A 21,202-nucleotide genomic window follows, 5' to 3' on the forward strand; every position below is an offset into this window, starting at 1 on the left:
TCTAACAGGGCGGGGAGGCGACGGCGCCGGACAACGGGAGTGGCTGCGATCGGCGGCGCCTTGTCATCGGTGACCGGTCGGTAGGCGGTCATCGGACTTCAGTCCGACGTGCCGCCAACCGAGTGAGGGAGAGGTAAGTGGTGTCACCCGGCGTCTCCGAACGGTCACGAGTACGGACTGATCGCCACCGAACATCGGCGCGGCAAGGGAAGTAAAACGTTAGGCCATTCAGCCCAGTGAATACTCATTCCACTTTGGACCTTCGCAGGTCAGGTCACGAGATCGTCGCGGTGCGGAGGAGTTCTTCGACGCCCGGTGTCCGCCACTCGTCCATCACCACGATTTGCCTGTCCGCAACGAACCAGATCCGCTGAGTCACTTGCGTCTCGCCGCTTCCACCCGTCTGTCCACGAGGAACACACTGGATCGTCCACTCCTCGTAGGTCGCCGATGTCCCGCCCACCGGTGCGGTGGTGGAAACCGTCCGCACGGCGTCACCCTCTTGGCGGAGGTCCTTTCGCCCGGCGGCGTTGCAGGCCCGGCCGCCCGCGCTGCGCCGATAGAACTCACCGGGCCGGTACGGCGGCTGTTCCGCCGACTGCTGAGTGTTGTCCGTGAGCAGGACGTACTTGCAGTTGAAGTACTTCTTGGGGTCCGGGCAGCCCGGATCGACGAGCACCTTCTCCAGCCCCTGCGAGACCACGGACCAGCCCTGCGGCAGATGCAGCGTCAGCGCGCCCGCCGAGACGTCGGTGACTCCCGGCGCGGGCGGAGCGGACGAAGTTCCCTTCAGCGGTTTTCCGCCGGTCACGCCCTCGACGAGCTCCGGGTTCAGGAGACCGCTCAGCTTGTCGTACGGCAGCGTGTAGTCCTGGACTCCGCAGGCGGTGGCGAAGCCGAGCAAGTTGAGGTCGACGGTCACCTCGACGACCGCCGGGGTGAACGCGAGCCACACCTTCGGCTCTTCGGCGAGATCGGCCGTCTTGAGGGGCTGGTACGGGAAGGTGCTGCTGACCGCACCGCACTGCTGTTTGTCGGGCCAGAGCAGTTCGGCGAGGGTCCGCAGCCCGTCGTCGCTGAACTTCCCGGGGGCGAACAGCTCGGCGGGAGTGAGCGCCTTGCCCTCCTTCAGGTCGATGGTCACCGCGGCACGACCATTTCCCCAGGTCGAATGCGGTTTGTTCGCGAGATCGTGCGTGTAGCGCACCGAAAGGTACCGCTCGTTCTGCGAGCGCACGTCGGCCTTCGTGAGGAGCTTGTACGGGCCGCGTTCCGGCTCCAGCTTGGCGGCGCCCGGGCCGGTCTTGCGGTTCCAGTCGTCGATCGGCGCCGTCAGTGCGTCGTTGACGCGCTTCAGCCAGGCCTTATCGGTGGACCCGGTCACCTCGGGGTGATCCCCGCTGTACGCGATGTTCGTCCCGGGCACGGTTCCGGTCCGGGTCTTCATGGCGACCTTGAGCGCGACGGCCTGTTGCGTGGTCGGCGGAGACGGCGGCGGCGTGCTCGCGTCGGAGAAGACGACCACCGAGCCGACCACGGCGGCCGTCGCCGCGACGACACCGATGGCGATCTTCAGCCCTGCCGCGATCCCGCCGGTGGACGCGGCCGCCGCGCCCGTCCCGGCGGCGGCGACCCCGGGCGCGGCCGCCGTACCGGCACTGAGCAGGACCAACGGGGTCGCCGCGGCGAGCACACCCGCCGCCTTCGCCAGCCGTGACCAGCCCTTGCGCTCCCATTCGTCGCCGTAGCCCGCGCGGGCGACGCGTTCCAGTTCACTGACGAACATGAGCGCGTCGACCGGTCGTTTCGACGGGTCCTTCGCCATTCCCAGCGCGACGATCTCGTGCACCGGCTGGGGGACTTCGCCGAACGGGATGGGCGCGTGTTCGTGCAGCGTGCGGAGCACTTCGGTGTCGTCGGCCTGGTAGGGCCGGTGCCCGGCGACGCACTGGAAGAACACGCAGGTCGCGGCGTAGACGTCGGTCGCGGGCGTGGCCTGTCCGCCCGACCACTGCTCGGGAGCCATGTACGCGGGCGTGCCGACGGACGGGCCGCGTTCCCCCGCCAGGACGGCCGTGCCGAAGTCGACCAGCTTGCTCTCGCCGGTGTCGGCGACGAGGACGTTGGCCGGTTTGTAGTCCCGGTGGACGACGTGGGCGGAATGCGCCGCGGCCAGGCCGAGCAGCGAACCCTTCAGAACCGCGAGGGCGGCCTCGGGTTCGAGTGTGCCTTCGGCCTGGAGCACCGAACGCAGGGAGACGCCGTTGATCGCCTCCATGACGATCGCCGCGCCCTGCGGCGTCTCGAAGAACTCGTGCAGTTTCACGACGTGCGGGCTCGACACCCGGTGCAGCGCCAGGGCTTCCTGCCGGAACGCGGCGAGATGCGCGGGGTCCGCGGCGAAGCGGGAGAAGAGGTACTTGATCGCGACGAGGTGGCCGGTGGTGTCCTGGCGTGCGAGCACCACGCGGCCGAAGGTGCCCGTGCCCAGCTGCTCCAGCTCGGTGAAGCCGGACAGTCTCCACTCGTCGTTCAGTTCCACTGCGCCTCTTCCAGAATCTTGTCGAGGCCTGGAGTGTTCCACTCGTCGACGATCACGAGCCGTGTTTTCGGCAGGAACCAGACCCGCTGGGTGACCGTGCCGCCGCCAGAACACGTGAGCCGCCACTCTTCGTAGGCTGCCCGCTTCGTCCCGACCGGGCGAAGTTCCTTCATCTGGAGGGTAGGTGCTCCCTGGGTCTCACCGGGTGCGCCGATGGAATGGCACGGACGCGGGCCGGTCGAACGGTTGTACGGCTTGCCTGGTTCATACGGCGGCGTGGCCGGGTCGGCCCGCGAGTTGTCGCTGAAGACGACGCCCGCGCAGTGGAACGGCTGCGTCCCGCCTCCCGCGCACTGGTCGGCGGTCACCAGGTAGCGCTCGATGGGGGCGCCGGAGAGCAGCGACCACTTTTCCGGAGTGGTGATGGTGAAGGCGCCGACGTTGTCCACTTTGGTGCGTTGCCCCTGCGTGCCGCCGAGCAGGTTCACGACCCCCGGGCTCAGCAGGTGGAGGAGGTGGCGGAATTCGACGGTGACCTGGGTCGGGTCGCAGACACGGGGGTAGCCGAGCACGGATCCGTAGACGTAGAACGTCATCCCGTTCGCGGTCGGTGCCGCTTGCAGCACGGTGTCGCCGGTGACGGACCACGGATCCGACATCGCGCGGGCCGGCAGGTGCTCGGGCGAGCTCGGCGCGTCGGCGAGGCAGTCACCCGGCCTGGCGGCGTCGAAGAGCATGTCTTCGAGCATGAGCATCCGGTCGGCGGTGCCGTCGACGTTGTCGAAGAGCCGCGCGGTGGGGATCGGCTCGCCCTTCGTCAGGTCGATGACGACAGGACGGATGCTGAACCCGCCGTGGTTGCCGAACTGGACGGAGTCGATCGAGCGTTTGTAGACGACCGAGAGCAGCTTGTCGTCCTGGCGCAGGATCTCGGCTTCGGTCTTCATATGCGGGATGTCGCCGTCGGGTTCCCGCTGGGGCGGGTAGCTGTCGGGCCAGAAGCCCGCGAGCCACCCGTCGATCGGCGCCATCAGCGCCTTGTTGACCCGTTCTTCGGCGGCCTTGTCCTTCAGCCCGCTGATCCGGACGTACTTGCCGTTGTAGTCGAAGCCGTCGAGCTTTTCGGTGCGGGTGAGGAGGTCGACCTTCATCGCGGCGACGGTCGTCGTCTGAGGCGGCGCTTCGTCACCGTCGGCGTTGACCACGACGACCGTGCCGACGGCGGCCGCGGTGACGGCGGCGACCGCGGCCGTCACCTTGAGACCGAGCGCGATCCCGCCACCGGTGGTGGCCGCGACCCCGCCGCCCGCGATGACCGGTGCCGCGGCCGTCCCGGCACCGAGCAGGGCCAACGGGGACAGGGCGACCAGGACACCGGCGCCTTTGGCGAGCCAGTGCCAGCCGTTGCGCTCCCAGTCCTCGCCGTACGCCTTCCTGGCGGACGCCTCCAGTTCGGTGACGAATTCGGCCGCGCCCGACGGCCGCTGGGCGGCGTCCTTCGCCATGCCGCGCGCGATGAGGTCGCGGACCGGTTCGGGGACCTCGCCGAACGGGATCGGGGCGTATTCGTGCAGCGTGCGCAGCACTTCGGTCTGTTCGGCCTCGTACGGCCGGTGCCCGGCGACGCACTGGAAGAACACGCAGGTCGCGGCGTAGACGTCGGTCGCGGGCGTGGCGATGCCGCCCGCCCACTGCTCGGGCGCCATGTACGCGGGTGTGCCCGCGGCGACCCCGGTCTGCCCGGCGAGCACGGCGATGCCGAAGTCGACGAGCTTGCTCTGCCCCTCCCGGGTGACCAGGACGTTGGCCGGTTTGTAGTCGCGGTGGACGGTGCCCGCGGCGTGCGCGCCGGCGAGACCGAGCAGCGAGCCCTTGAGGATGGCCAGCGCGGCTTCGGGTTCGAGCTTCTCCTGGCGGCCGAGGATCTCTTTCAGGGAGATTCCGTGAACGGCTTCCATGATGATCGCGGCCCCTTGCGGGGTCTCCACGAACTGGTGCAGACGGGCGATGTGGGGTCCCGAAACGCGGCTCAGGATCTGCGCCTCGTGGCGGAATTCGGCCAGCCGCCGCGGGTCTGCCGCGAACCGCGCGTACAGGTACTTGATGGCCACGACCTGCGCGGATTCGTCGTGGCGAGCCAGCACGACCCGGCCGAATCCCCCTTCGCCCAGCGACCCCATCTCGGTGAAACCCGGCAAGGCCCAGTCGTCCACAGATTCCTCCGCGATTCCCGATCGTGTCCCCTTGGAGGTGAGCTGCGCCGCAGCGGTTCCCCGCCTTCCGGGTTTAGGGTTACTCGTCGGTCACTTAGCCCGTTGCGATGGAGGAACGATGCGTTCGCCGAAGGATTTCTTCGCCCCGCTCGCGGTGGGAGCGCCGGAACCGCTCCGCCAGATCCCCGTGCCTCCTTCGCGGATGATCCACTTCTTCGATCCCAGCAACGAGAAGATGGCCGCCAAGGTCCCGGATATCGCCAAGAAGGTCGACGTCCTGCTCGGGAACCTCGAAGACGCCGTGCGCGCCGACCGCAAGGAGGCCGCGCGGAACGGGCTCGTCTCCATCGCGAAGTCGACCGACTTCGGCAAGACGCAGCTGTGGACCCGCGTCAACAGCCTCGACTCGCCGTGGGTGCTCGACGACCTGATCACGCTGGTCACCGAGATCGGCGACAAACTCGACGTGATCATGGTGCCGAAGGTCGAAGGCGCGCAGGACATCCACTACGTCGACCGGCTGCTCGCGCAGCTCGAGGCACGGGCAGGCCTGACGAAACCGCTGCTGGTGCACGCGATCCTGGAGACCGCCAGCGGCGTCGCGAACGTCGAGGAGATCGCGGGCGCGAGCCCCCGGATGCAGGGCATCTCGCTCGGCCCGGCCGACCTCGCCGCGAGCCGCCGGATGAAGACCACCCGGGTGGGTGGCGGGCACCCCGGTTACCTGGTGCGCACGGACCCCACCGGTGAAGACCTGAACGAGGGACGCACGACGTATCAGCAGGATCTGTGGCACTACACCGTCGCGCGGATGGGCGACGCCTGCGCGGCGAACGGGATCCTGCCGTACTACGGGCCGTTCGGCGACATCCGCGACGTCGTGGCCTGCGAAGACCAGTTCCGCAACGCGTTCCTGCTCGGCTGCGTGGGCGCCTGGAGCCTGCACCCGGTGCAGATCGACATCGCCAAGAAGGTGTTCTCGCCCTCGCCCGAGGACGTCGCCTGGGCACGGCGCGTGATCGCCGCGATGGGTGACGGCACCGGTGCGGTGATGATCGACGGGAAGATGCAGGACGACGCCTCGGTGAAGCAGTGCCGGGTGGTCGCCGAACTCGCGGACGCCCTCGCCGCCGACGATCCCGAACTCGCCGCCGCCTACGACGCGGCCAGCAGTGTTTGACATCGCGCGTTCGCGGACACGTCTACGGGCCGCGACTGATCGGGTACCCGTCAGTCGCCACCGCACGGCGACCCGCAGCCGCGTCAGCGAGGCCTGCCGGCCGAAACGCGCGACCCGAAAAGATCAGGAGGCTTCCGAATGAACCCCCGGCGTTCCGTCCTCTACATGCCCGGCGCGAACGAAAGAGCGCTCGAAAAGGCCAAGACGCTGGACGCGGACGGGCTGATCCTCGACCTCGAAGACGCCGTCGCGCCCGACGCGAAGGAAGCCGCACGTGAACGCGTTTGCGCGGCCGCGTCGTCGAAGGAGTACGGCTCGCGCGAGGTGACCATCCGCGTCAACGGCCTCGACACCGAATGGCACGACGCCGACCTCCGCGCCGCCGCGCAGGCCGGCCCGGACGCCATCGTGGTGCCGAAAGTCAACTCCGCCGCCGAGGTGCACAACATCGAGCGCGCGCTGGAGCTCGGCGGCGCGCCGGATCACACGAAGATCTGGGCGATGGTGGAGACGCCGGTCGCGATGCTGCACGCCGAGGAGATCGCGTCGGCGTCCGAACGGCTCACCGTGCTGGTCATGGGCACGAACGACCTGGCGAAGGAGCTGCACGCCGAGTTCGTCCCCGGCCGCGCGCCCCTGCTGGGCGGGCTTTCGCTCGCGCTGCTGGCCGCGCGGGCGACCGGCAAGGCGATCCTCGACGGCGTCTACAACGACGTGAAGGACCTCGAAGGCTTCGAGGCGGAATGTGTGCAGGGACGTCAGTTCGGCTTCGACGGCAAGACGCTGATCCACCCGGCGCAGCTGGAGCCGTGCAACCGGATCTTCGCGCCGTCCGAGGAGGAGATCACGCGCTCGCGCAGGATCATCGCGGCGTTCGAGGAAGCACAGGCGGCCGGGCAGGGCGTCGTGACCGTGGACGGGCGGATGATCGAGAACCTGCACGTGGACAACGCGCGGCGGATCCTGGCGCTGGCCGAGGCGATCGGCGGCTAGCCGGGACGGGCGGCCGACAGACTCGTACACGAACTGTTGGCCGTGATGTAGGCGGCGACCTGCGGGGAAATGAGCGCAGCGAGGTCTTGTACGTCGTTGCGGTGCCCCTGCAGGTCGACGGCCAGTAGCGGCTCATGATGAGCGACTCGGTTACGAAGCCTGTGCAAGCGCTCGACGTGCTTGTCGACGTCACGGCGATCGGCACCGGCGCGAAAGGCCAGGTGCAGGTAAGGAATCCACAGCGGGTCGTGGTGACGTCTCGCGGACAGATATCGCCAGAAGCCGAAACTCAGCTCGGCGATCACCTTTCCTGGCGACGGTGACGCACTCGCGGCACAGGGACGTTTGACCTTCGGGGTCGCGTTCTTGATGGCTTCGGCCAGCAACCTCCGGCTCGTCTCGTTGACGTCGTACCGCGTGCCGTTCGCCGCCTTCTGCCACCGCGACGGGAAGATCGTCGTCGCCTGGAAGACCCAGTGTGGCGTCCCGGCCGAGACGGCGTGACCCAATGCCCGGTCGTAGGCGTTGCGCAGGGCCACTTCCAGGTGGCACAGGTCGTGGTGGAACGCCGCGGATACCGCCGTGTTCCACTCGTACAACCGCACGGCCTGCTCTCGGTCCTGGTTCGCCGCTTGCAAGTAGACCGCGAACCTCGGCTTCGACAGCCAGGTCTCGATCCAATCCCCCGCGCGAGCGCTGGGCACTCTCGTAGCTCCTCTGCTAAGCTGACCGACGAATAGCCCCGGATGGCCCCTGACCTATTGGTCATGTCACCGGGGCTTTGATCTTTTTGTTGCCGGTCGGCAAAGCAATGCCCTCGCGGATCCTGCCGCTGCCGAGGCGATCGGCGGCTGACGCGTCTAGTCCTCTGAATGCGGGTCAGGGCCAGGGGCGCGGAGTGGGGCGAAGGGATTCGTAGGCGGCAGCGGCGCGAAGGACGTCGAGGTCGGCGAAGCGGCGGCCGCTGAGCTGGAGACCGATGGGTTGGTCGTCGCTCGCGTAGCCGCAGTTGATCGAGACAGCGGGCTGGCCGGACATGTTGTACGGCACGGTGAACGCGATGTGCTCGAACGGGCGGCGCGGGTCGTTGGTCGGCGAGGGCCATTCGGCGGGCGGGGCCGAGACCGGGCAGGTCGGTGACAGGACGACGTCGAAAGGTTCGGTCGCGCGCAGGGTCGCGACGGCGATGGCGTCGATCTGCGCGAAACCGCGGTAGGCGTCGACACCGCTGACGTCGGCGCCGCCGGCGGCCCAGTCGGCGATGTACGGCAGGACCTTCGCGCGGCGCTCTTCGGGCAGGGCCGACATGTCCGACCAGGCACGGACGCGCCAGAAAGTGTCGAGGCCGTCGAGCATTTCCCGGCGCAGGAACGGCGAAACCGGCTCGACGACGGCACCCGCGGCCTCGAAGACGCGTGCGGCTTCGGTGACGGCGGCGATCGTCTCCGGCAGCACCGGAAGACCGACACCCGGGTCGAGGTGGAGCCCGATCCGCAGTCCCTTGACCTCGCCCGGCAACGAAGTCCAAGCGAGCGACGAGGGCGGCAGCGAAAGGTGGTCGCGACCGTCCACACCGGACAGAACGCTCATCAGCAGCGCGGTGTCGGCAACGGTCCGCGTCATCGGCCCGGCGACGCGGCCGAGGAACGGCGGATCCACCGGCACCCGGCCGAAACTCGGCTTCAGCCCGACCAGGCCGCACCAGCCGGCGGGCAGCCGGATCGAGCCGCCGATGTCGGTGCCGACGTGCAGCGGGCCGTAACCCGCGGCGGCCGCCGAACCGGCACCGGCGCTGGAACCGCCGGGCGTGCGCGTGGTGTCCCACGGATTCCGCGACGCGGTGTGGAAACTCGACAGCCCGGACGTCAGCATCCCGTAGTCCGGCATGGTCGTCTTGCCCAGCAGGACACCGCCGGATTCGCGCACGCGAGCGCCCGCCGGGGCGTCTTCGGGCGCGGGTTCCAGCGCGGTGGCGGCCGTGCCGAGCGGGACCGGGGTGCCGCGGGTCGCGATGTTCTCCTTGAGCGTCAAGGGAACGCCGTCGATCGGGCCGAGCGGTTCCCCGGCGTGCCAACGGCCTTCGGACGCTTTCGCGTCTTCGCGGGCGCCACTCGGGTCATACGCGTAGAGCGCGTGCAGTTCGGGTTCGCGTGCCTCGATGCGGGCGAGGACGGCTTCGGTGACTTCGACCGGCGACAGTGTCCCGGCACGGTACCGCGCGACAAGTTCGACAGCGGTCAGATCAGGCAACTCCGGCACGGCAGCACTCCTTTACGTCGCGGGCGGTTCGAAGCGGCCGTCGACCGCGGTCCAGCCGCCGTCCACCGCCAGCACGGAGCCGGTGACGAACGACGACGCGTCCGAGGCCAGATAGACGACGGCGCCCGCGAGTTCGTCCGGACGCGCCCATCGGCCGAGCGCGCCTTTGGTCGCGTACGCGTCGTACCAGCCCGGATTCGCCTTGATCTGCGCTGTCAGCGGAGTCTCGACGACGCCGGGCGCGATCGCGTTGACCCGTACCCCGGCCGGGCCGAACTCCGCCGCGGCCGTGCGGAACAGCTGCACCAGCCCGGCTTTCGTCGCCGCGTACGGTCCTTGCCCCGGCTCGACGGTGGTGCCACGGATCGACGAGAACCCGATGATGCTCCCCCGCCCCCGCTCGACCATCCCGGCGCCGAACGCGCGGACGACCTCGAAGGTCGCGCCTAGGTTCAGCGCGATCACCCGGTCGAATTCCTCGCGCGAATATTCCAGCAGCCGTTTGCGCACGTTGGTCGCGGCGGTCAGCACCACGATGTCGATCTCGCCGAGTTCCGCCGCCGCCCGCGCGACCGCACCGTCCGAGAGCAGGTCGATCTCGTACGACTCGCCCACGCCGGTTTCCTTGGCGGCGGCGACATCGCGGTCCGCGACGATCACTTCGGCGCCGTGCGCGGCCAGCGCCTTCGCGGCTTCGCGGCCGATCCCGCTGCCACCGCCGAGGACGACGGCTCGCTTTCCGTCGAGCCGGAACAGGTTCTCATAGCTCACGGGCGCAGCACCGCCATTCTCGTCACGGTCAGTTCTTCGACCGCGAACCGCGGCCCTTCCCGCCCGATACCGGAATCCTTCACGCCGCCGTACGGCATGGTGTCGGACCGGAATCCGGGTACCTCGTTGACGACCACGCCGCCGACTTCGAGCTCGTCGAGCGCGCGGAACGCCGTCTTCAACGACGTGCTGAACACCGAAGCGTGCAGCCCGTAGCGCGACGCGTTGACCGCCTCGAACGCATCGTCCACAGAGGACACGGTTCGGATACAGACCACGGGGCCGAAGATCTCCTCGTCCCAGCATTCGAGGCCGTCGGGCACGTCGAGCAGCACGGTCGGCCGGATCACCGTGCCCTCGACACCGCCTCCAACCAGCCGCGCACCGGCCGAAGTAGCTTTGTCGACCCACTCCTGGACGCGCAGTGTGGACCCCGGATCGATCAGCGCCGAAACCCGCGTCTTCTCGTCGCGGGGATCACCGGTGACGACCTCGCCGAGCCGCGCCAGCACCCGTTGGGTGAACTCCTCGGCGACGGCTTCGACGACCAGCACCCGCTGCACCGAGATGCACGCCTGCCCCGACGCGTAGAACCCACCGCGCAGCACGGCGTCCGCGGCCGCGTCGAGATCCGCGTCCTCGGCGACCACCAGAGCGGCGTTGGACCCCAGCTCCAGCAACGTCTTCGTGGGTGCGGCGTCGCGGGCGATCCGGTGCCCGACCAGCGCGGATCCGGTGAACGACACCGCGCCGACCCGCCGGTCGGTGACCAGCGCCGAGCCGACGGCCGCGTCGCCGGTGACGAGCTGGACCATGGCGGGCAAGTCGGTCAGCGAGCGCACGAGATGCACCAGCCACAACGTCGCCAGCGGCGTCTGCGGCGCCGGTTTCACCACCACTGGGCAGCCCGCGGCGATAGCGGGCGCGATCTTGTGCGACGCCAGCAGCAGCGGATAGTTGAATCCGGCGATGCCGACCACCACACCGATCGGCTTGCGTTTCCAGAACCCGACCAGCCCGTCGCCGGACGGCAGCAGGTCGAGCGGGACGGTCTCGCCGTGCAGCCGCGAGACCTCCTCGGCGGCGGCCTGCCAGGTGACGATCGTGCGGGCGACCTCGACGCGGCAATCGACCAACGGCTTGCCGGTCTCCAGCACCAGAAGCTGCTCGAAGTCGGAACGCCGGGCTTCCAAAGCGGCGGCGACGTCGTTCAGAAGCGACCGCCGGGTCCGCGACGGCAGGGCCGCGACCTGCTTGAACACCGCGACCGCCTCGTCGATCGCGCGCGTGGCCAGCTCCGGCGTCCCGACCGGCGCCCGGCCGATCTCGCTCCCGTCGTACGGGAAGACGACCGGCTGTATGTCTACAGTGGACACCCACCCGTCACCGATCGGCAGCCCTTCCGGATATTCAGGCATCGTCCCCTCCTCTCAGCCGCGCCAGCTCGGCCCGCAGATTCGGCGCGGCCGCCAGCAGTTCCCTGGTGTACTCGTGTTCCGGCGCGTCGTAGACCTGGTCGACGTCGCCGATTTCGACGATCTCCCCGCGCCGCATCACCGCGACCCGGTCGCACACGTGCCGCACCACGCCGAGGTCGTGCGAGACGAAGATCAGCGTCAGCGAATACAGCTCGACCAGCGACGCGAGCAGGTCGAGAATCTGCTTCCGCACCGAGACGTCGAGCGCGCTCACCGGTTCGTCCGCGATGAGGACGCTCGGATTCGGCGCGAGCGCCCGCGCGATCGAGATCCGCTGCCGCTGCCCACCGGAGAACTGATGCGGATAGCGGCCGGCGGCGTCCTCGGGCAGGCCAACGGCCTTCAGCAGTTCCGCGACCCGCACGGGATCCCGGCGGCCCAGAGGTTCGGAAATGATGTCGCGCACCCGCATCCGCGGATCGAGCGAACCCATCGGATCCTGGAAGACGATCTGCAGTTCCGACCGCAGGAAGCCGAGTTTGCGTTCGGGCAGCGTGTCGATCCGTTGGCCTTGGAACGAGACACTGCCCGCCGTCGGTTTGTCGAGCGCGGCCAGCAGTCTGACCAACGTGGACTTTCCCGAACCCGACTCGCCGACGATCCCGAACCGCTGACCTTCCGCGACGTCGAACGAAACTCCGCGCAGGGCATGGATGTCGCGCCGCGTGTAGCGACGTTCGAGGTCGCGTACTTCGAGCATCATCGGCTCGCCTCCAGATCCGAAGCGGCCAGAAGTTTCTTCGTGTACTCGTGCTTCGGTGCGGTGAGCACCTCGCGGGTGGTGCCTGCTTCGACGATCTCGCCGTCCAGCATCACCAGCACCCGCTCGCATACTGACGCCACGACGGCGAGGTCGTGCGTGATGAACAGCAGCGCGCAGTCCCGCTCCCGCACGCCGTCGAGGATCAGTTCCAGGATCTGCGCCTGGACGGTGACGTCGAGCGCCGTCGTCGGCTCGTCGCAGATCAGCAGCTTCGGGTCGTTGGCCAGCGCGATCGCAAGGACGACGCGCTGCCGCTGCCCGCCGGACAGCTGATGCGGATACGCACGAGCGACGCCTGGCAGCCCCACGGAATCCAGCAACGCCTCGGCCGCCGCCCGATGCTTCCCGCCGTCGCGGTGGATCCGCATCGGCTCGGCCACCTGCGCGCCCACCCGCATCGCCGGGTTCAGCGCGGTCATCGGTTCCTGGAACACCATCGACATCTCGTTGCCGCGCAGCCGCGACAGTTCCTTCTCCGGCGCGCCCAGCAGTTCACGGCCGTCGAGTTTCACCGAGCCGGAGGCGGCGAGTTCTTCGGGCAGCAGGCCCATGATCGACAGCGCCGTCAACGACTTCCCGGAACCCGACTCGCCGATCAGCCCGACCCGCTCACCGCGTGCGATACCGAACGAGACGTCGCGAACCAGGTGGCCGATGCCGAGACCGTGTACCTGCAGTGTCATAGCGGTCATACCCGCGCCGCCAATCGGGGGTCGAGACGATCGCGGAGGCCGTCACCGAGCAGGTTGAAGCCGAGGACGGCGATGGCGATCGCGACACCCGGCACGAGTGCGAGCCTCGGGTGCAGGGTCAGGAACATCTGGGATTCCTGGAGCATCCGGCCCCACGACGGCGTCGGCGGCCGCGTGCCGAACCCGAGGAACGACAACGCCGCTTCCGCGAGCACGGCGATCGCGAACGACACCGACGCCTGCACGATCAGCAGCCCGGAGATGTTCGGCAGCACATGCCGCGCCGCGATGTTCAGCCGCGAGCGCCCGGCCGACCGCGCGGCCAGCACGAACTCGCTGCTCATCACCTGCAGCGTTCCCGAACGCGCGATCCGCGCGAACGACGGGATGGTCGCGATGCCGATCGCCACCATCGCGGTCAGCGTGTCCGCCCCGAACACCGCGCCGAACATGATCGCCAGCAGCAACGCGGGGAACGCGAGCACGAGATCGTTGACCCGCATGACGAACTCGCCGAGCCAGCGCGACGACATCCCGGCGAGGATGCCCAGCGGTGTCCCGATCAGCGCGGCGATGCCGACCGCGACCACACCGACGTACAGCGTCGTCCGCGCGCCGACCATGAGCTGGCTCAGCACGTCGCGCCCGAAGCTGTCCGTGCCCAGCGGATTGGCGCCGCTGAAGTCGTGCAGCCGGTTGGCCGCGTCGACCTTCACCGGATCGAACGGTGTCCACACGAACGAAAGGAGCGCGGCGAGCACGATCAGCGCGACGAGCACGCCGCCGATCACGAGACTGCGGCTACGCATCAGGAACCCCGCAATCTCGGGTCGAGCACCGTGTAGAGGACGTCGACCACGAAGTTCACCAGCAGCACGCCGACCACCAGGACCAGCACGATCCCCTGCACGGACAACAGATCCCGCGACGCCACCGAGTCGAGCAGCATGCTGCCCAGCCCCGGCAGGACGAACACCCGCTCGACGACGACCGCGCCGATCAGCAGCGTCGAAAGTTGCAGGCCGAGCACCGTCACCACCGGCACGGCGGCGTTGCGCAGACCATGGCGGAACAGCGCTTGGAACGGCCGAAGTCCCTTGGACCGCGCCGTGCGCAGATAGTCCTGGCCGAGCGTGTCGAGCACCGCGGACCGGACATACCGCGTGAGGACCGCGCCCTGCACGAGCCCCAGCGACAGCGCGGGCAGGACCAAACCGCGGAGAAATTCGCCTGGGTCCTGCACGGGCGGTGTCCAGCCACCGGAGGGCAGCCAGCGCAACTGCACCGCGAAGATCTGCACGAGGATGATGCCGGCGAGGAACGCGGGGATCGCGACACCGATCTGCGACAGCCCGGAAAGCGCGGTGCCGTCGGCCTTCCGATGCCGCACCGCGGCGAACGTCCCGGCCGGGACGGCGATCAGCAGCGCCACCAGCATCCCGGCCCCGACCAGCCACAACGTCACGCCGAGGCGGTCGGTCAGCGCGGGCCCGATCTCCTCGCGCGTGACGTACGAGCGGCCGAAGTCGCCTTGCAGGACACCGCCGATCCAGTCGAGGTACTGCGTCACCAGCGGCCTGTCGATGCCGAACTCGGCGCGGGTCTTCGCGACCAGTTCCGGCGTCGCGTTGACGCCGAGCGCGACCTGCGCCGGGTCACCCGGCAGCACGGCCATGAACAGGAACACCACGATGGACGCGACCAGCACGCCGGCCACGAGGATCCCCAGGCGGCGGAGCACCTTGACCGTCATCGCGGCGCCAATCCCGTGAGATCGAAGGACTCGCTGACCTGGTTGCGGATGAACCCGGTCACCTTGTTCTTCGCCACGATCACGTTGGGGAACAGGAAGAGCCAGTCCGCGGCGGCGTCTTCGGACAGCCGCCGCGCGACCTGGCGCATCGCGTCGACCTGCTCCTGGGGCGTTCCGGCGTCGGCCTTCACCAGGTTCTGCTGGACGGGCTTGCTGTCGTAACCCCAGTAGTACTTCGGCCTGCCGAAGGTCACGATGTCGCGCGCCTCGACGTGCTGGATGATCGACAGGTCGTAGTCGCGGTCGGTGAAGACCTGTTTGAGCCACACCGCCGGGAAGTCCAGCGGCTCGATCGTCACCGTGACCCCGACGTCCGCCAGCTGCGACGCCACCACCTGCGCGGACGAGACGGCGTACGGCAGGTTGGGAATCCTCAACCGGAGCGAAAGATTCGGCCGGCCCGCTTCAGCGAGCAGGGCTTTCGCCTTCGCGGGATCGAACGGGTACGCGTTCGAAAGGTCTTCGTACCAGGGGTCCGTCGGCGGGACCATACTGCCGATGAGCGTGCCGCGGCCGCCCCAAGCCGTGTCCAGCAAGGCCTTCCGGTCGATGGCGTACGACAGCGCTTTTCGTACCCGGACGTCGTTCAGCGGAGGACGCGCGTTGTTGAACGCGAGCGTGACCTCGCTGTTGGTCGTGCCTTCGACGACGGTGAACCGGTCGTCGCTCTGGAACTGCGGGATCGAATCCGGCACGGTGATCGCGGAGATGACGTCGATCCCGTTGCTGAGCAAGGCGTTGTTGAGCGCCGTCGGATCCTTGATGTACTTGAGGACCACCGTCGAGTACGCCGGTTTCGTGCCCCAGTACGCGGGATTCTGCTTGAGCACGATGGAATCGCCGCGCCTGCGCGAAGACACCGTGTACGGCCCGGTGCCGACCGGTTTGTTCGCCAGATCCGCGACACCGGTCCGGCTGAACATCGCCCCCAGGCGGCTGGTGAGACTGAACAACCAGCCGTTGCTGGGCTTCGTGAGCACGACTCGCGCGTGGTCCGGCGCCACGACGTCGACCCGCTCGACGACGTCCATTGTGGACTTGATCGACACGGTCCAGTCGGTCTTCACGCGCATCAGCGAGAACTTGACGTCCTCGGCGGTGAACGGCGCCCCGTCGCTGAACTTCGCGTTCTTCCGGAGCTTGAAGTCGTAGGTCCTGCGGTCTTCCGAGACCGTCCACGATTCGGCCAGCAGCGGCACGATCTTCGCGTCCGCGTCGAGTTTCACCAGGCCCTCGTAGACGTTGTAGAGCAAGGCCTGCGGGATGGCGGCGCCGTCCGTGCGAGTGAAGTCGAAGTTCGCGGGTTCGGCGGTGTAGCCGATGGCGAGCGTGCCGGGATCCTTGGCCACCGTGGCACTCGATCCGGCGGAGCAGCCGGACGCCACCAGCAGCAACGCTGCCACTGCCGCGTGAATCCGGGGTTTCATCCTGCCCCCTGACCGGTAGACTGGTCTGACCAGTAAACCAGACGAGACGGCAGGGTCAAGATGGAATTCGAGCCGGTCGCCCCTGTCCGCGCGTACCAGCGTGTCGTCGAACAGATCGAGGAAGCCGTGTTCAGCGGCCGGATGAAACCGGGCGACCGGCTGCCGAGCGAACGCGAGCTGATGGTGCAGTTCGACGTCGGCCGCTCGACCGTGCGCGAGGCGTTGCGCGTGCTGCAAGCGGCGGAGATGATCCGCTCGCGCCCTGGCGACCCGCGCGGCCCCGAGGTGCTGGCCGCCTCCCCCGCCGCGTTGCACCGGTCGATGCACCGGCTCGCGCGCGCCGACCACATCGGCCTGTCCGAGCTGTTGCAGTTCCGCATGGTCCTCGACGGTTCCGCACATCTGCTCGCCGCGCAGCTCAGGACCGAGGACCATCTCGCCGAGCTGGACGCGGCGCTGGAGGCGATGCGCGAGGGGGTCTCGAAGGGGTTCGCGGAGTTCTCCCACGCGGACGTCGCGTTCCACGAGGCCATCGCCCGCGCGACCGGGAATCCGCTGCTGGTGATCAGCGGCGAGGTCGTCCGCGGTGTCGTACTGGAACTCATCGAGGACAAGCTGGAACACGCCGACGACCGGACGGCACTGATGCGCAACTGGCTGGCACACCACGAAGAGGTGCTGGGAGCGATCCGTGACTCCGACGGCGAGCGTGCGTCGAGGCTGGCGAAGCAGGCCCTGTACGACAACTACGCCGAGTACGTCCCCGAGGAGCAACGTCGCCTCTTGCGGCCCCTGCTTGCTTGACCGCCTCTACACTCGCTCAGGTGGGGGATATCGAGAAACCTTCAACAGCTCGCGAGGGTGTCGGTCTCGCGCTGTCCGGCGGCGGCTACCGCGCGATGTTGTTCCACACCGGGGCACTGTGGCGGCTCAACGAACTCGGCTGGCTGTCTAAGATCTCGACGTTCTCGAGCGTCTCGGGCGGCTCGATCGCCGCGGGCGTGCTCGCGCACGCGTGGTCGGACCTGAAGTTCGAAAACGGTGTAGCGGACAACTTCTACGACGAGGTCGTCGCGCCAGTGCGGAAACTGGCACGTACCCGGCTCGACATCCCGGTCACCTTGCTGGCCATGGCGATGCCCTGGCGAAGCGCCGGTGAGGAACTCGCGCGGGTGTACGCGAAACACCTGTTCGGCGACTGCTGTCTCAAGGACATCGACCCCGGCGGCCCGCAGTTCGTCTTCACCGCGACGAACCTCCAGGACGGCGCGCTGTGGTGGTTCTTCCGGCAGAACGGGCCGCACGGGAACATCCCGCTCGCGACCGCGGTGGCCGCGTCTTCGGCCTTCCCGCCGATGCTTTCACCCGTCGTGATCCACGACCCGCTTTCCGACGAGCGGAAACGCAAGATCGTGCTCAGCGACGCCGGCGTCTACGACAACCTCGGCCTGGACCCGGTCGAAGGGCACGCGACGGTGCTGGTCAGCGACGCGGGCAAGCGGATGAAGGTCGCGCGGAAGGTCAAACGTGACTGGGGGCGGCAGTTGCTGCGCGTCCTCGACGTGATCGACAACCAGGTGCGCGAGCTGCGGCGGGGCGCGCTGCTGAAGTCCTATGTGGAGAAGGATTTCAGTGGCGCCTACTGGGGTTCCTACGTCGATCTCGAGAACTTCGAGCTCAACGATTCGCTGAAGGCGCCCGTGGATCTCACGCACAAGCTGGCGGAGACCCCGACGCGCCTGACGAAACTGCCGGAAGTGGTGCAGGAGCGGTTGATCAACTGGGGTTACGCGGCCTGTGACGCGGGGATGCGGAAGTGGGTCGACACCGAGGCGGTGGCTCCCGACGGGTTCCCGTTCCCGGCCGCGGGCCTGGGCGTGGGCTGAAAGCGTCCTTCACCTCGTCAGATGCGACGAAAGCGTCCTTCACCGCGTTAGATGCGGTGAAGGACGCTTTCAGCCCACGTCAGGCGACGAGGTTCGCGTAGACGATCACGTTGTCCTTGTAGCTGTGCTCTTCCTTGTCGAAGACACCGCCACAGGTGATCAGCCGCAGCTGCGGCTTGTCCGTGTTGCCGTAGACCGCTTCCTCGGGGAACTGGTCCTTGGGGACCTGGTCCTTCTTCTCGACCACGAACTTCAGGCTCTTGCCGTCGCTGCGGTCGACGAGCACCTCGTCGCCCGGGTTGACGTCCTTGAGCTTGTAGAAGATGCCCGGCTGCTTGTTGCCGTCGACATGGCCGAGCAGGATCGACGGGCCGACGTCACCGGGCACCGGGGAAAGCCGGTACCAAGCGGCCTGCATCGGGTTCTTCGCCGACGGGACGGACATCTTGCCGTCCTTGCCGATCGCGACCGTGACCAGGCTCGATTCCGCGCCGATCTTGGGAATCCGCACGTTCGTCGGGCGAGTCCCGTTGAACGGTTTGACGACCGGCGGCGTCGATTCCGCCGCCGCCTGCGCGGCGGGCGGGGCGGGTTCGTCGGTGCCGCATCCCGTCAGCGCGAGGGAGAGCACAAGGGCGGCCGCGACCAAGCGGCCGCCCTGCGTCAGGAGCTTCATCGGATCAGGCCGCGGTGGCGCCGAAACCGGTCTCGATGCCGCCCTTGGGCTTCAGCTTGACCTGCTTCTTCGGCTTGTCGTTGCCCGGCGCGGTCGCGCCGCCGCCGACCGTCCCCTCGAACTCGATGTCACCCTTGCCCGGCTTGCCGTCGCAGGTCCAGGTGAAGGTGCTCGCGGTGCCCTTGAAGCCGGGCTTGGCCTCGATGATGTAGATCCACAGGTAGGCCTCGCCACCGTCCTGGAACGAGTCGACGATGGTGAAGTCCGGCGCGGTGACGTCGGCGGGCTCCGAACCGCAGAGGATGGCCAGCGCACCCTCGTTGCCCTCGACGTATCCGGCGCCGACGTTCAGCTCCGGCATCGGCGGGGTGGTGCTGGTCGGCGCCTCAGAGGTGGAGGTCGGCGACGGCTTGCCGGAAGTCGGCTTCTCCGAGGTGGAGGTCGGCGTCGGCTCCTGCGAGGACGACGAGGCCGGGGCGCTCGTCTCCGTTGTCACCTTGCCACCCGAGTAGGACGGCGCGGCCGGAGTCGAGGACGAAGCCTCGCTCGACGGAGCCGGAGGCGTGGTCGTCGTTTCGGTCTGCGCCATCGCGACCGGCGTCACGGCCAGCGAGATGACGGCGCCGGCCAGCACCGCGCCCGCGAGGCGGCCCAACGTCTTCTTCAAAATGATCTCCCAGTGGAAACATCGCAACACAGGGTGACCCCCACCCTGAGACCACCCGAAAGGAATCCCACGTTCGGGTGACAGCGTGATCCTGCCGGAAAAGTACAGCGGAGCCGTAGCGGAAAAGTCGTGACAAGAACCACTGGGAAAACCGGTAACGCCGGAATACCCCTGCCCGATAGAAGGGCCCGAAAGTCGCTCAACAGCGGGAAAACTCGCGGCGACGAAGGAATGTTAACACCCGGAGGGCCGGATCGGTTGCGATGCGGAAGTATTTTTTCCCCGCCCGCCGAACCGCCCGGAATCGCCGGTTTTCCTGGCCGGATCTCCCTTTTTCGAAGACTCTCCGCACACTTGCCGCCGACCGGTTCACACGTCCGGACCACGTTTCGGTGAAGGCCTGACCATTTACGGCCGGATACCGGTGCCGGGCAACCCGCAGGTCACGATCAGAACACCAGGAACAAGGCCACGGCTAGGGAGAGCACGCCGAGGAGGCCCGCGCCGAACAGCCAGGGCTTCGGCGACGTCCGGTTCCGCACCGCCCGGCCGCCGCCCACCACCGCGATCAGGAGGCCGAGGCCGAACCCGATCGCGGGCAGGAAGGTGGCGAAGGTCCGGTTTTCCGCGGCACAGGCCCAAATCGCGTCGCTCGGGCAGGGCGACGCCGCGAGCTCGGCCAGCAGACCCGCGGTGACGATCGCGAGGAAGCCGAGCACCAGGAGCCAGAACAGGCCCCACAGCAACTGACCGAGCCGCCGAGGCGGTTTCGTCTCGTCCACATGCTCAAGCTAGCCGAGCGCCGAGGCCAGATCCGTCCAGAGATCTTCCGGATCTTCGAGCCCGACGCTGAACCGGACGAGCCCGGCGGGCACGTGGGCGTCGCCCGCCAGCCAGGCCCGGCGCTCGACCAGGCTCTCCACGCCGCCGAGACTGGTGGCGGCGCGGATCAGCCGCAGCGAACCGATGACCTTGTCCGCGCTCTCCGCGTCCGGGAGTTCGAACGCGATCATCGTGCCGGAGCCGGGATAACGCACCCGGGTGATGGCGGGATGGTCGACCAGGCGCGCCGCCAGCAGGGCGGCCGTGCGCGTCTGCTCGGCGAGGCGGACCGGGAGCGTCCGCAGCCCGCGCAGGGCGAGCCACGCTTCGAGCGCTCCCGGCGTCGCGCCCAACCTGGTGCGCGCGTCGCGCAGGTCCTTCGCGACGCCTTCGTCGGCCGCGATGGTCAGTCCGAGCAGCAGATCACTGTGGCCGCCGATGAGTTTCGTCGCGCTGTGCACGACGATGTCGGCGCCGAGGTCCAGCGGCCGCTGCCCGAGCGGGGTGGCGAACGTGTTGTCCACGGCGACCAGGCCGTTCGCGGCGGCGGCGATCGTCTCGATGTCGATGACGTCGAGCGTCGGGTTGGTCGGCGATTCGAGCCAGAGCAGGTCGGCGTCCGCGGCCGCGACCCAGGCGGCCGTGTCGTCCGGCGCGATCTCGGTCACCACCAGGCGTCCGGTGCGCTGCGCGTGCGCGAGCAGGCCACGCGATCCCGCGTAGGAGAACGTCGGGACGCAGACCTTCGCGCCCACCGGCAGGGTGTCGACCACAGCGCTGAGCGTCGCGATCCCCGAGGCGAACGCGGTGGCGTGCCCGCCTTCGAGCGCGCCGATCGCGGCTTCGAGGGCCTCCCAGGTCGGGGTGCCGTCCTCCCGCGAATACGCGCGGTCGGCGCCGGCGTCGAAGGTGCTCGCCGCGACGATCGGCACGTTCAGCGGTTCGCCGGGGCCCTCCGGTCGTCCGGCGGCGACGGCGAGGGTGCGGGGTGACCAGTCGTTCGTGTCCACCCCGCCACCG

Annotated in this window: 19 protein-coding genes; 4 read left to right on the plus strand and 15 right to left on the minus strand. The window is 68.6% G+C overall.

The genetic code is table 11. The features are described from left to right. Positions 1-274 precede the first annotated feature (274 nt). Positions 275-2,542 carry a serine/threonine-protein kinase gene (locus LCL61_RS06605; protein ID WP_340686025.1) on the minus strand — a complete coding sequence of 756 codons (2,268 nt, stop codon included), beginning with the start codon at positions 2,540-2,542 and terminating at the stop codon, positions 275-277. Beyond that, positions 2,533-4,755, minus strand: a complete 2,223-nt coding sequence (locus tag LCL61_RS06610) for a serine/threonine-protein kinase (protein WP_340686026.1) — start codon at positions 4,753-4,755, stop codon at positions 2,533-2,535. Before LCL61_RS06610 ends, LCL61_RS06605 begins: the two co-directional genes overlap by 10 nt. Before the next feature lie 118 nt (positions 4,756-4,873). On the opposite strand from LCL61_RS06610, the gene LCL61_RS06615 reads away from it, so the two are divergent. Further along, positions 4,874-5,935, plus strand: coding sequence for a CoA ester lyase (locus tag LCL61_RS06615; RefSeq protein WP_340686027.1), 1,062 nt, complete (start codon positions 4,874-4,876; stop codon positions 5,933-5,935). 138 nt (positions 5,936-6,073) lie between these two features. Next, positions 6,074-6,928 (plus strand): CoA ester lyase, encoded by an 855-nt coding sequence (locus tag LCL61_RS06620; RefSeq protein WP_340686028.1) that lies wholly within the window; start codon positions 6,074-6,076, stop codon positions 6,926-6,928. Here the strand turns inward: LCL61_RS06620 and LCL61_RS06625 are convergent. The 9 genes from LCL61_RS06625 to LCL61_RS06665 all read right to left on the minus strand — a co-directional run bounded on the left by LCL61_RS06625 (position 6,925) and on the right by LCL61_RS06665 (position 16,131). Continuing rightward, positions 6,925-7,632, minus strand: a complete 708-nt coding sequence (locus tag LCL61_RS06625) for an Abi family protein (protein ID WP_340686029.1) — start codon at positions 7,630-7,632, stop codon at positions 6,925-6,927. The two genes, LCL61_RS06620 and LCL61_RS06625, sit on opposite strands and share 4 nt — an antisense overlap. A 175-nt stretch (positions 7,633-7,807) precedes the next feature. Beyond that, on the minus strand, positions 7,808-9,187 hold the full coding sequence (locus tag LCL61_RS06630; RefSeq protein ID WP_340686030.1) for an amidase: 1,380 nt from the start codon (positions 9,185-9,187) through the stop codon (positions 7,808-7,810). 12 nt (positions 9,188-9,199) lie between these two features. Continuing rightward, the gene (locus LCL61_RS06635; protein ID WP_340686031.1) at positions 9,200-9,958 is read right to left on the minus strand and encodes an SDR family NAD(P)-dependent oxidoreductase; all 759 of its coding nucleotides are present in this window, start codon (positions 9,956-9,958) and stop codon (positions 9,200-9,202) included. Beyond that, complete coding sequence (locus tag LCL61_RS06640) at positions 9,955-11,376, minus strand: aldehyde dehydrogenase family protein (protein ID WP_340686032.1); 1,422 nt, start codon at positions 11,374-11,376, stop codon at positions 9,955-9,957. The genes LCL61_RS06635 and LCL61_RS06640 overlap by 4 nt, the downstream gene beginning before the upstream one ends. Further along, the gene (locus LCL61_RS06645) at positions 11,369-12,139 is read right to left on the minus strand and encodes an ABC transporter ATP-binding protein (protein ID WP_340686033.1); all 771 of its coding nucleotides are present in this window, start codon (positions 12,137-12,139) and stop codon (positions 11,369-11,371) included. The genes LCL61_RS06640 and LCL61_RS06645 overlap by 8 nt, the downstream gene beginning before the upstream one ends. Next, the gene (locus LCL61_RS06650) at positions 12,136-12,882 is read right to left on the minus strand and encodes an ABC transporter ATP-binding protein (RefSeq protein WP_340686034.1); all 747 of its coding nucleotides are present in this window, start codon (positions 12,880-12,882) and stop codon (positions 12,136-12,138) included. The genes LCL61_RS06645 and LCL61_RS06650 overlap by 4 nt, the downstream gene beginning before the upstream one ends. A gap of 5 nt (positions 12,883-12,887) precedes the next feature. After that, positions 12,888-13,700: an ABC transporter permease gene (locus LCL61_RS06655; RefSeq protein ID WP_340686035.1), complete on the minus strand. Its 813-nt coding sequence runs from the start codon at positions 13,698-13,700 to the stop codon at positions 12,888-12,890. After that, positions 13,700-14,644 (minus strand): ABC transporter permease, encoded by a 945-nt coding sequence (locus tag LCL61_RS06660; RefSeq protein ID WP_340686036.1) that lies wholly within the window; start codon positions 14,642-14,644, stop codon positions 13,700-13,702. Before LCL61_RS06660 ends, LCL61_RS06655 begins: the two co-directional genes overlap by 1 nt. Continuing rightward, entirely contained in the window at positions 14,641-16,131 is a 1,491-nt protein-coding gene (locus tag LCL61_RS06665) for an ABC transporter substrate-binding protein (protein ID WP_340686037.1), read from the minus strand. The genes LCL61_RS06660 and LCL61_RS06665 overlap by 4 nt, the downstream gene beginning before the upstream one ends. Before the next feature lie 60 nt (positions 16,132-16,191). Between LCL61_RS06665 and LCL61_RS06670 the strand changes: the two genes are divergently transcribed. Both LCL61_RS06670 and LCL61_RS06675 read left to right on the plus strand, forming a co-directional pair. Continuing rightward, on the plus strand, positions 16,192-16,935 hold the full coding sequence (locus LCL61_RS06670) for a FadR/GntR family transcriptional regulator (protein WP_340686038.1): 744 nt from the start codon (positions 16,192-16,194) through the stop codon (positions 16,933-16,935). Between the two features lie 95 nt (positions 16,936-17,030). Further along, entirely contained in the window at positions 17,031-18,017 is a 987-nt protein-coding gene (locus LCL61_RS06675) for a patatin-like phospholipase family protein (RefSeq protein ID WP_340688511.1), read from the plus strand. Between the two features lie 79 nt (positions 18,018-18,096). On the opposite strand, the gene LCL61_RS06680 is transcribed toward LCL61_RS06675, so the two are convergent. From LCL61_RS06680 to LCL61_RS06695, 4 genes are all read right to left on the minus strand, one after another. Then, a complete protein-coding gene (locus LCL61_RS06680; protein WP_340686039.1) occupies positions 18,097-18,693 on the minus strand; it encodes a class F sortase in 597 nt (198 codons plus the stop codon). 4 nt (positions 18,694-18,697) lie between these two features. Next, a complete protein-coding gene (locus LCL61_RS06685; RefSeq protein ID WP_340686040.1) occupies positions 18,698-19,360 on the minus strand; it encodes a hypothetical protein in 663 nt (220 codons plus the stop codon). 449 nt (positions 19,361-19,809) lie between these two features. Further along, complete coding sequence (locus LCL61_RS06690) at positions 19,810-20,142, minus strand: hypothetical protein (protein WP_340686041.1); 333 nt, start codon at positions 20,140-20,142, stop codon at positions 19,810-19,812. A 9-nt stretch (positions 20,143-20,151) separates the two neighbouring features. Then, the gene (locus LCL61_RS06695; RefSeq protein WP_340686042.1) at positions 20,152-21,192 is read right to left on the minus strand and encodes a trans-sulfuration enzyme family protein; all 1,041 of its coding nucleotides are present in this window, start codon (positions 21,190-21,192) and stop codon (positions 20,152-20,154) included. Between the last annotated feature and the right edge of the window lie 10 nt (positions 21,193-21,202).

It is taken from the genome of Amycolatopsis coloradensis (genome assembly GCF_037997115.1).
Taxonomy (GTDB): Bacteria; Actinomycetota; Actinomycetes; order Mycobacteriales; family Pseudonocardiaceae; genus Amycolatopsis; species Amycolatopsis coloradensis_A.

What these genes read in the sequence shown, in the direction of transcription:
- LCL61_RS06615 (WP_340686027.1), top strand. Translation starts at nt 4,874, where the DNA reads ATGCGTTCGCCGAAGGATTTCTTCGCCCCGCTCGCGGTGGGAGCGCCG.
- LCL61_RS06620 (WP_340686028.1), top strand. Translation starts at nt 6,074, where the DNA reads ATGAACCCCCGGCGTTCCGTCCTCTACATGCCCGGCGCGAACGAAAGA.
- LCL61_RS06640 (WP_340686032.1), bottom strand. Translation starts at nt 11,376, where the DNA reads ATGCCTGAATATCCGGAAGGGCTGCCGATCGGTGACGGGTGGGTGTCC.
- LCL61_RS06645 (WP_340686033.1), bottom strand. Translation starts at nt 12,139, where the DNA reads ATGATGCTCGAAGTACGCGACCTCGAACGTCGCTACACGCGGCGCGAC.
- LCL61_RS06650 (WP_340686034.1), bottom strand. Translation starts at nt 12,882, where the DNA reads ATGACACTGCAGGTACACGGTCTCGGCATCGGCCACCTGGTTCGCGAC.
- LCL61_RS06655 (WP_340686035.1), bottom strand. Translation starts at nt 13,700, where the DNA reads ATGCGTAGCCGCAGTCTCGTGATCGGCGGCGTGCTCGTCGCGCTGATC.
- LCL61_RS06660 (WP_340686036.1), bottom strand. Translation starts at nt 14,644, where the DNA reads ATGACGGTCAAGGTGCTCCGCCGCCTGGGGATCCTCGTGGCCGGCGTG.
- LCL61_RS06665 (WP_340686037.1), bottom strand. Translation starts at nt 16,131, where the DNA reads ATGAAACCCCGGATTCACGCGGCAGTGGCAGCGTTGCTGCTGGTGGCG.
- LCL61_RS06670 (WP_340686038.1), top strand. Translation starts at nt 16,192, where the DNA reads ATGGAATTCGAGCCGGTCGCCCCTGTCCGCGCGTACCAGCGTGTCGTC.
- LCL61_RS06675 (WP_340688511.1), top strand. Translation starts at nt 17,031, where the DNA reads ATGTTGTTCCACACCGGGGCACTGTGGCGGCTCAACGAACTCGGCTGG.
- LCL61_RS06680 (WP_340686039.1), bottom strand. Translation starts at nt 18,693, where the DNA reads ATGAAGCTCCTGACGCAGGGCGGCCGCTTGGTCGCGGCCGCCCTTGTG.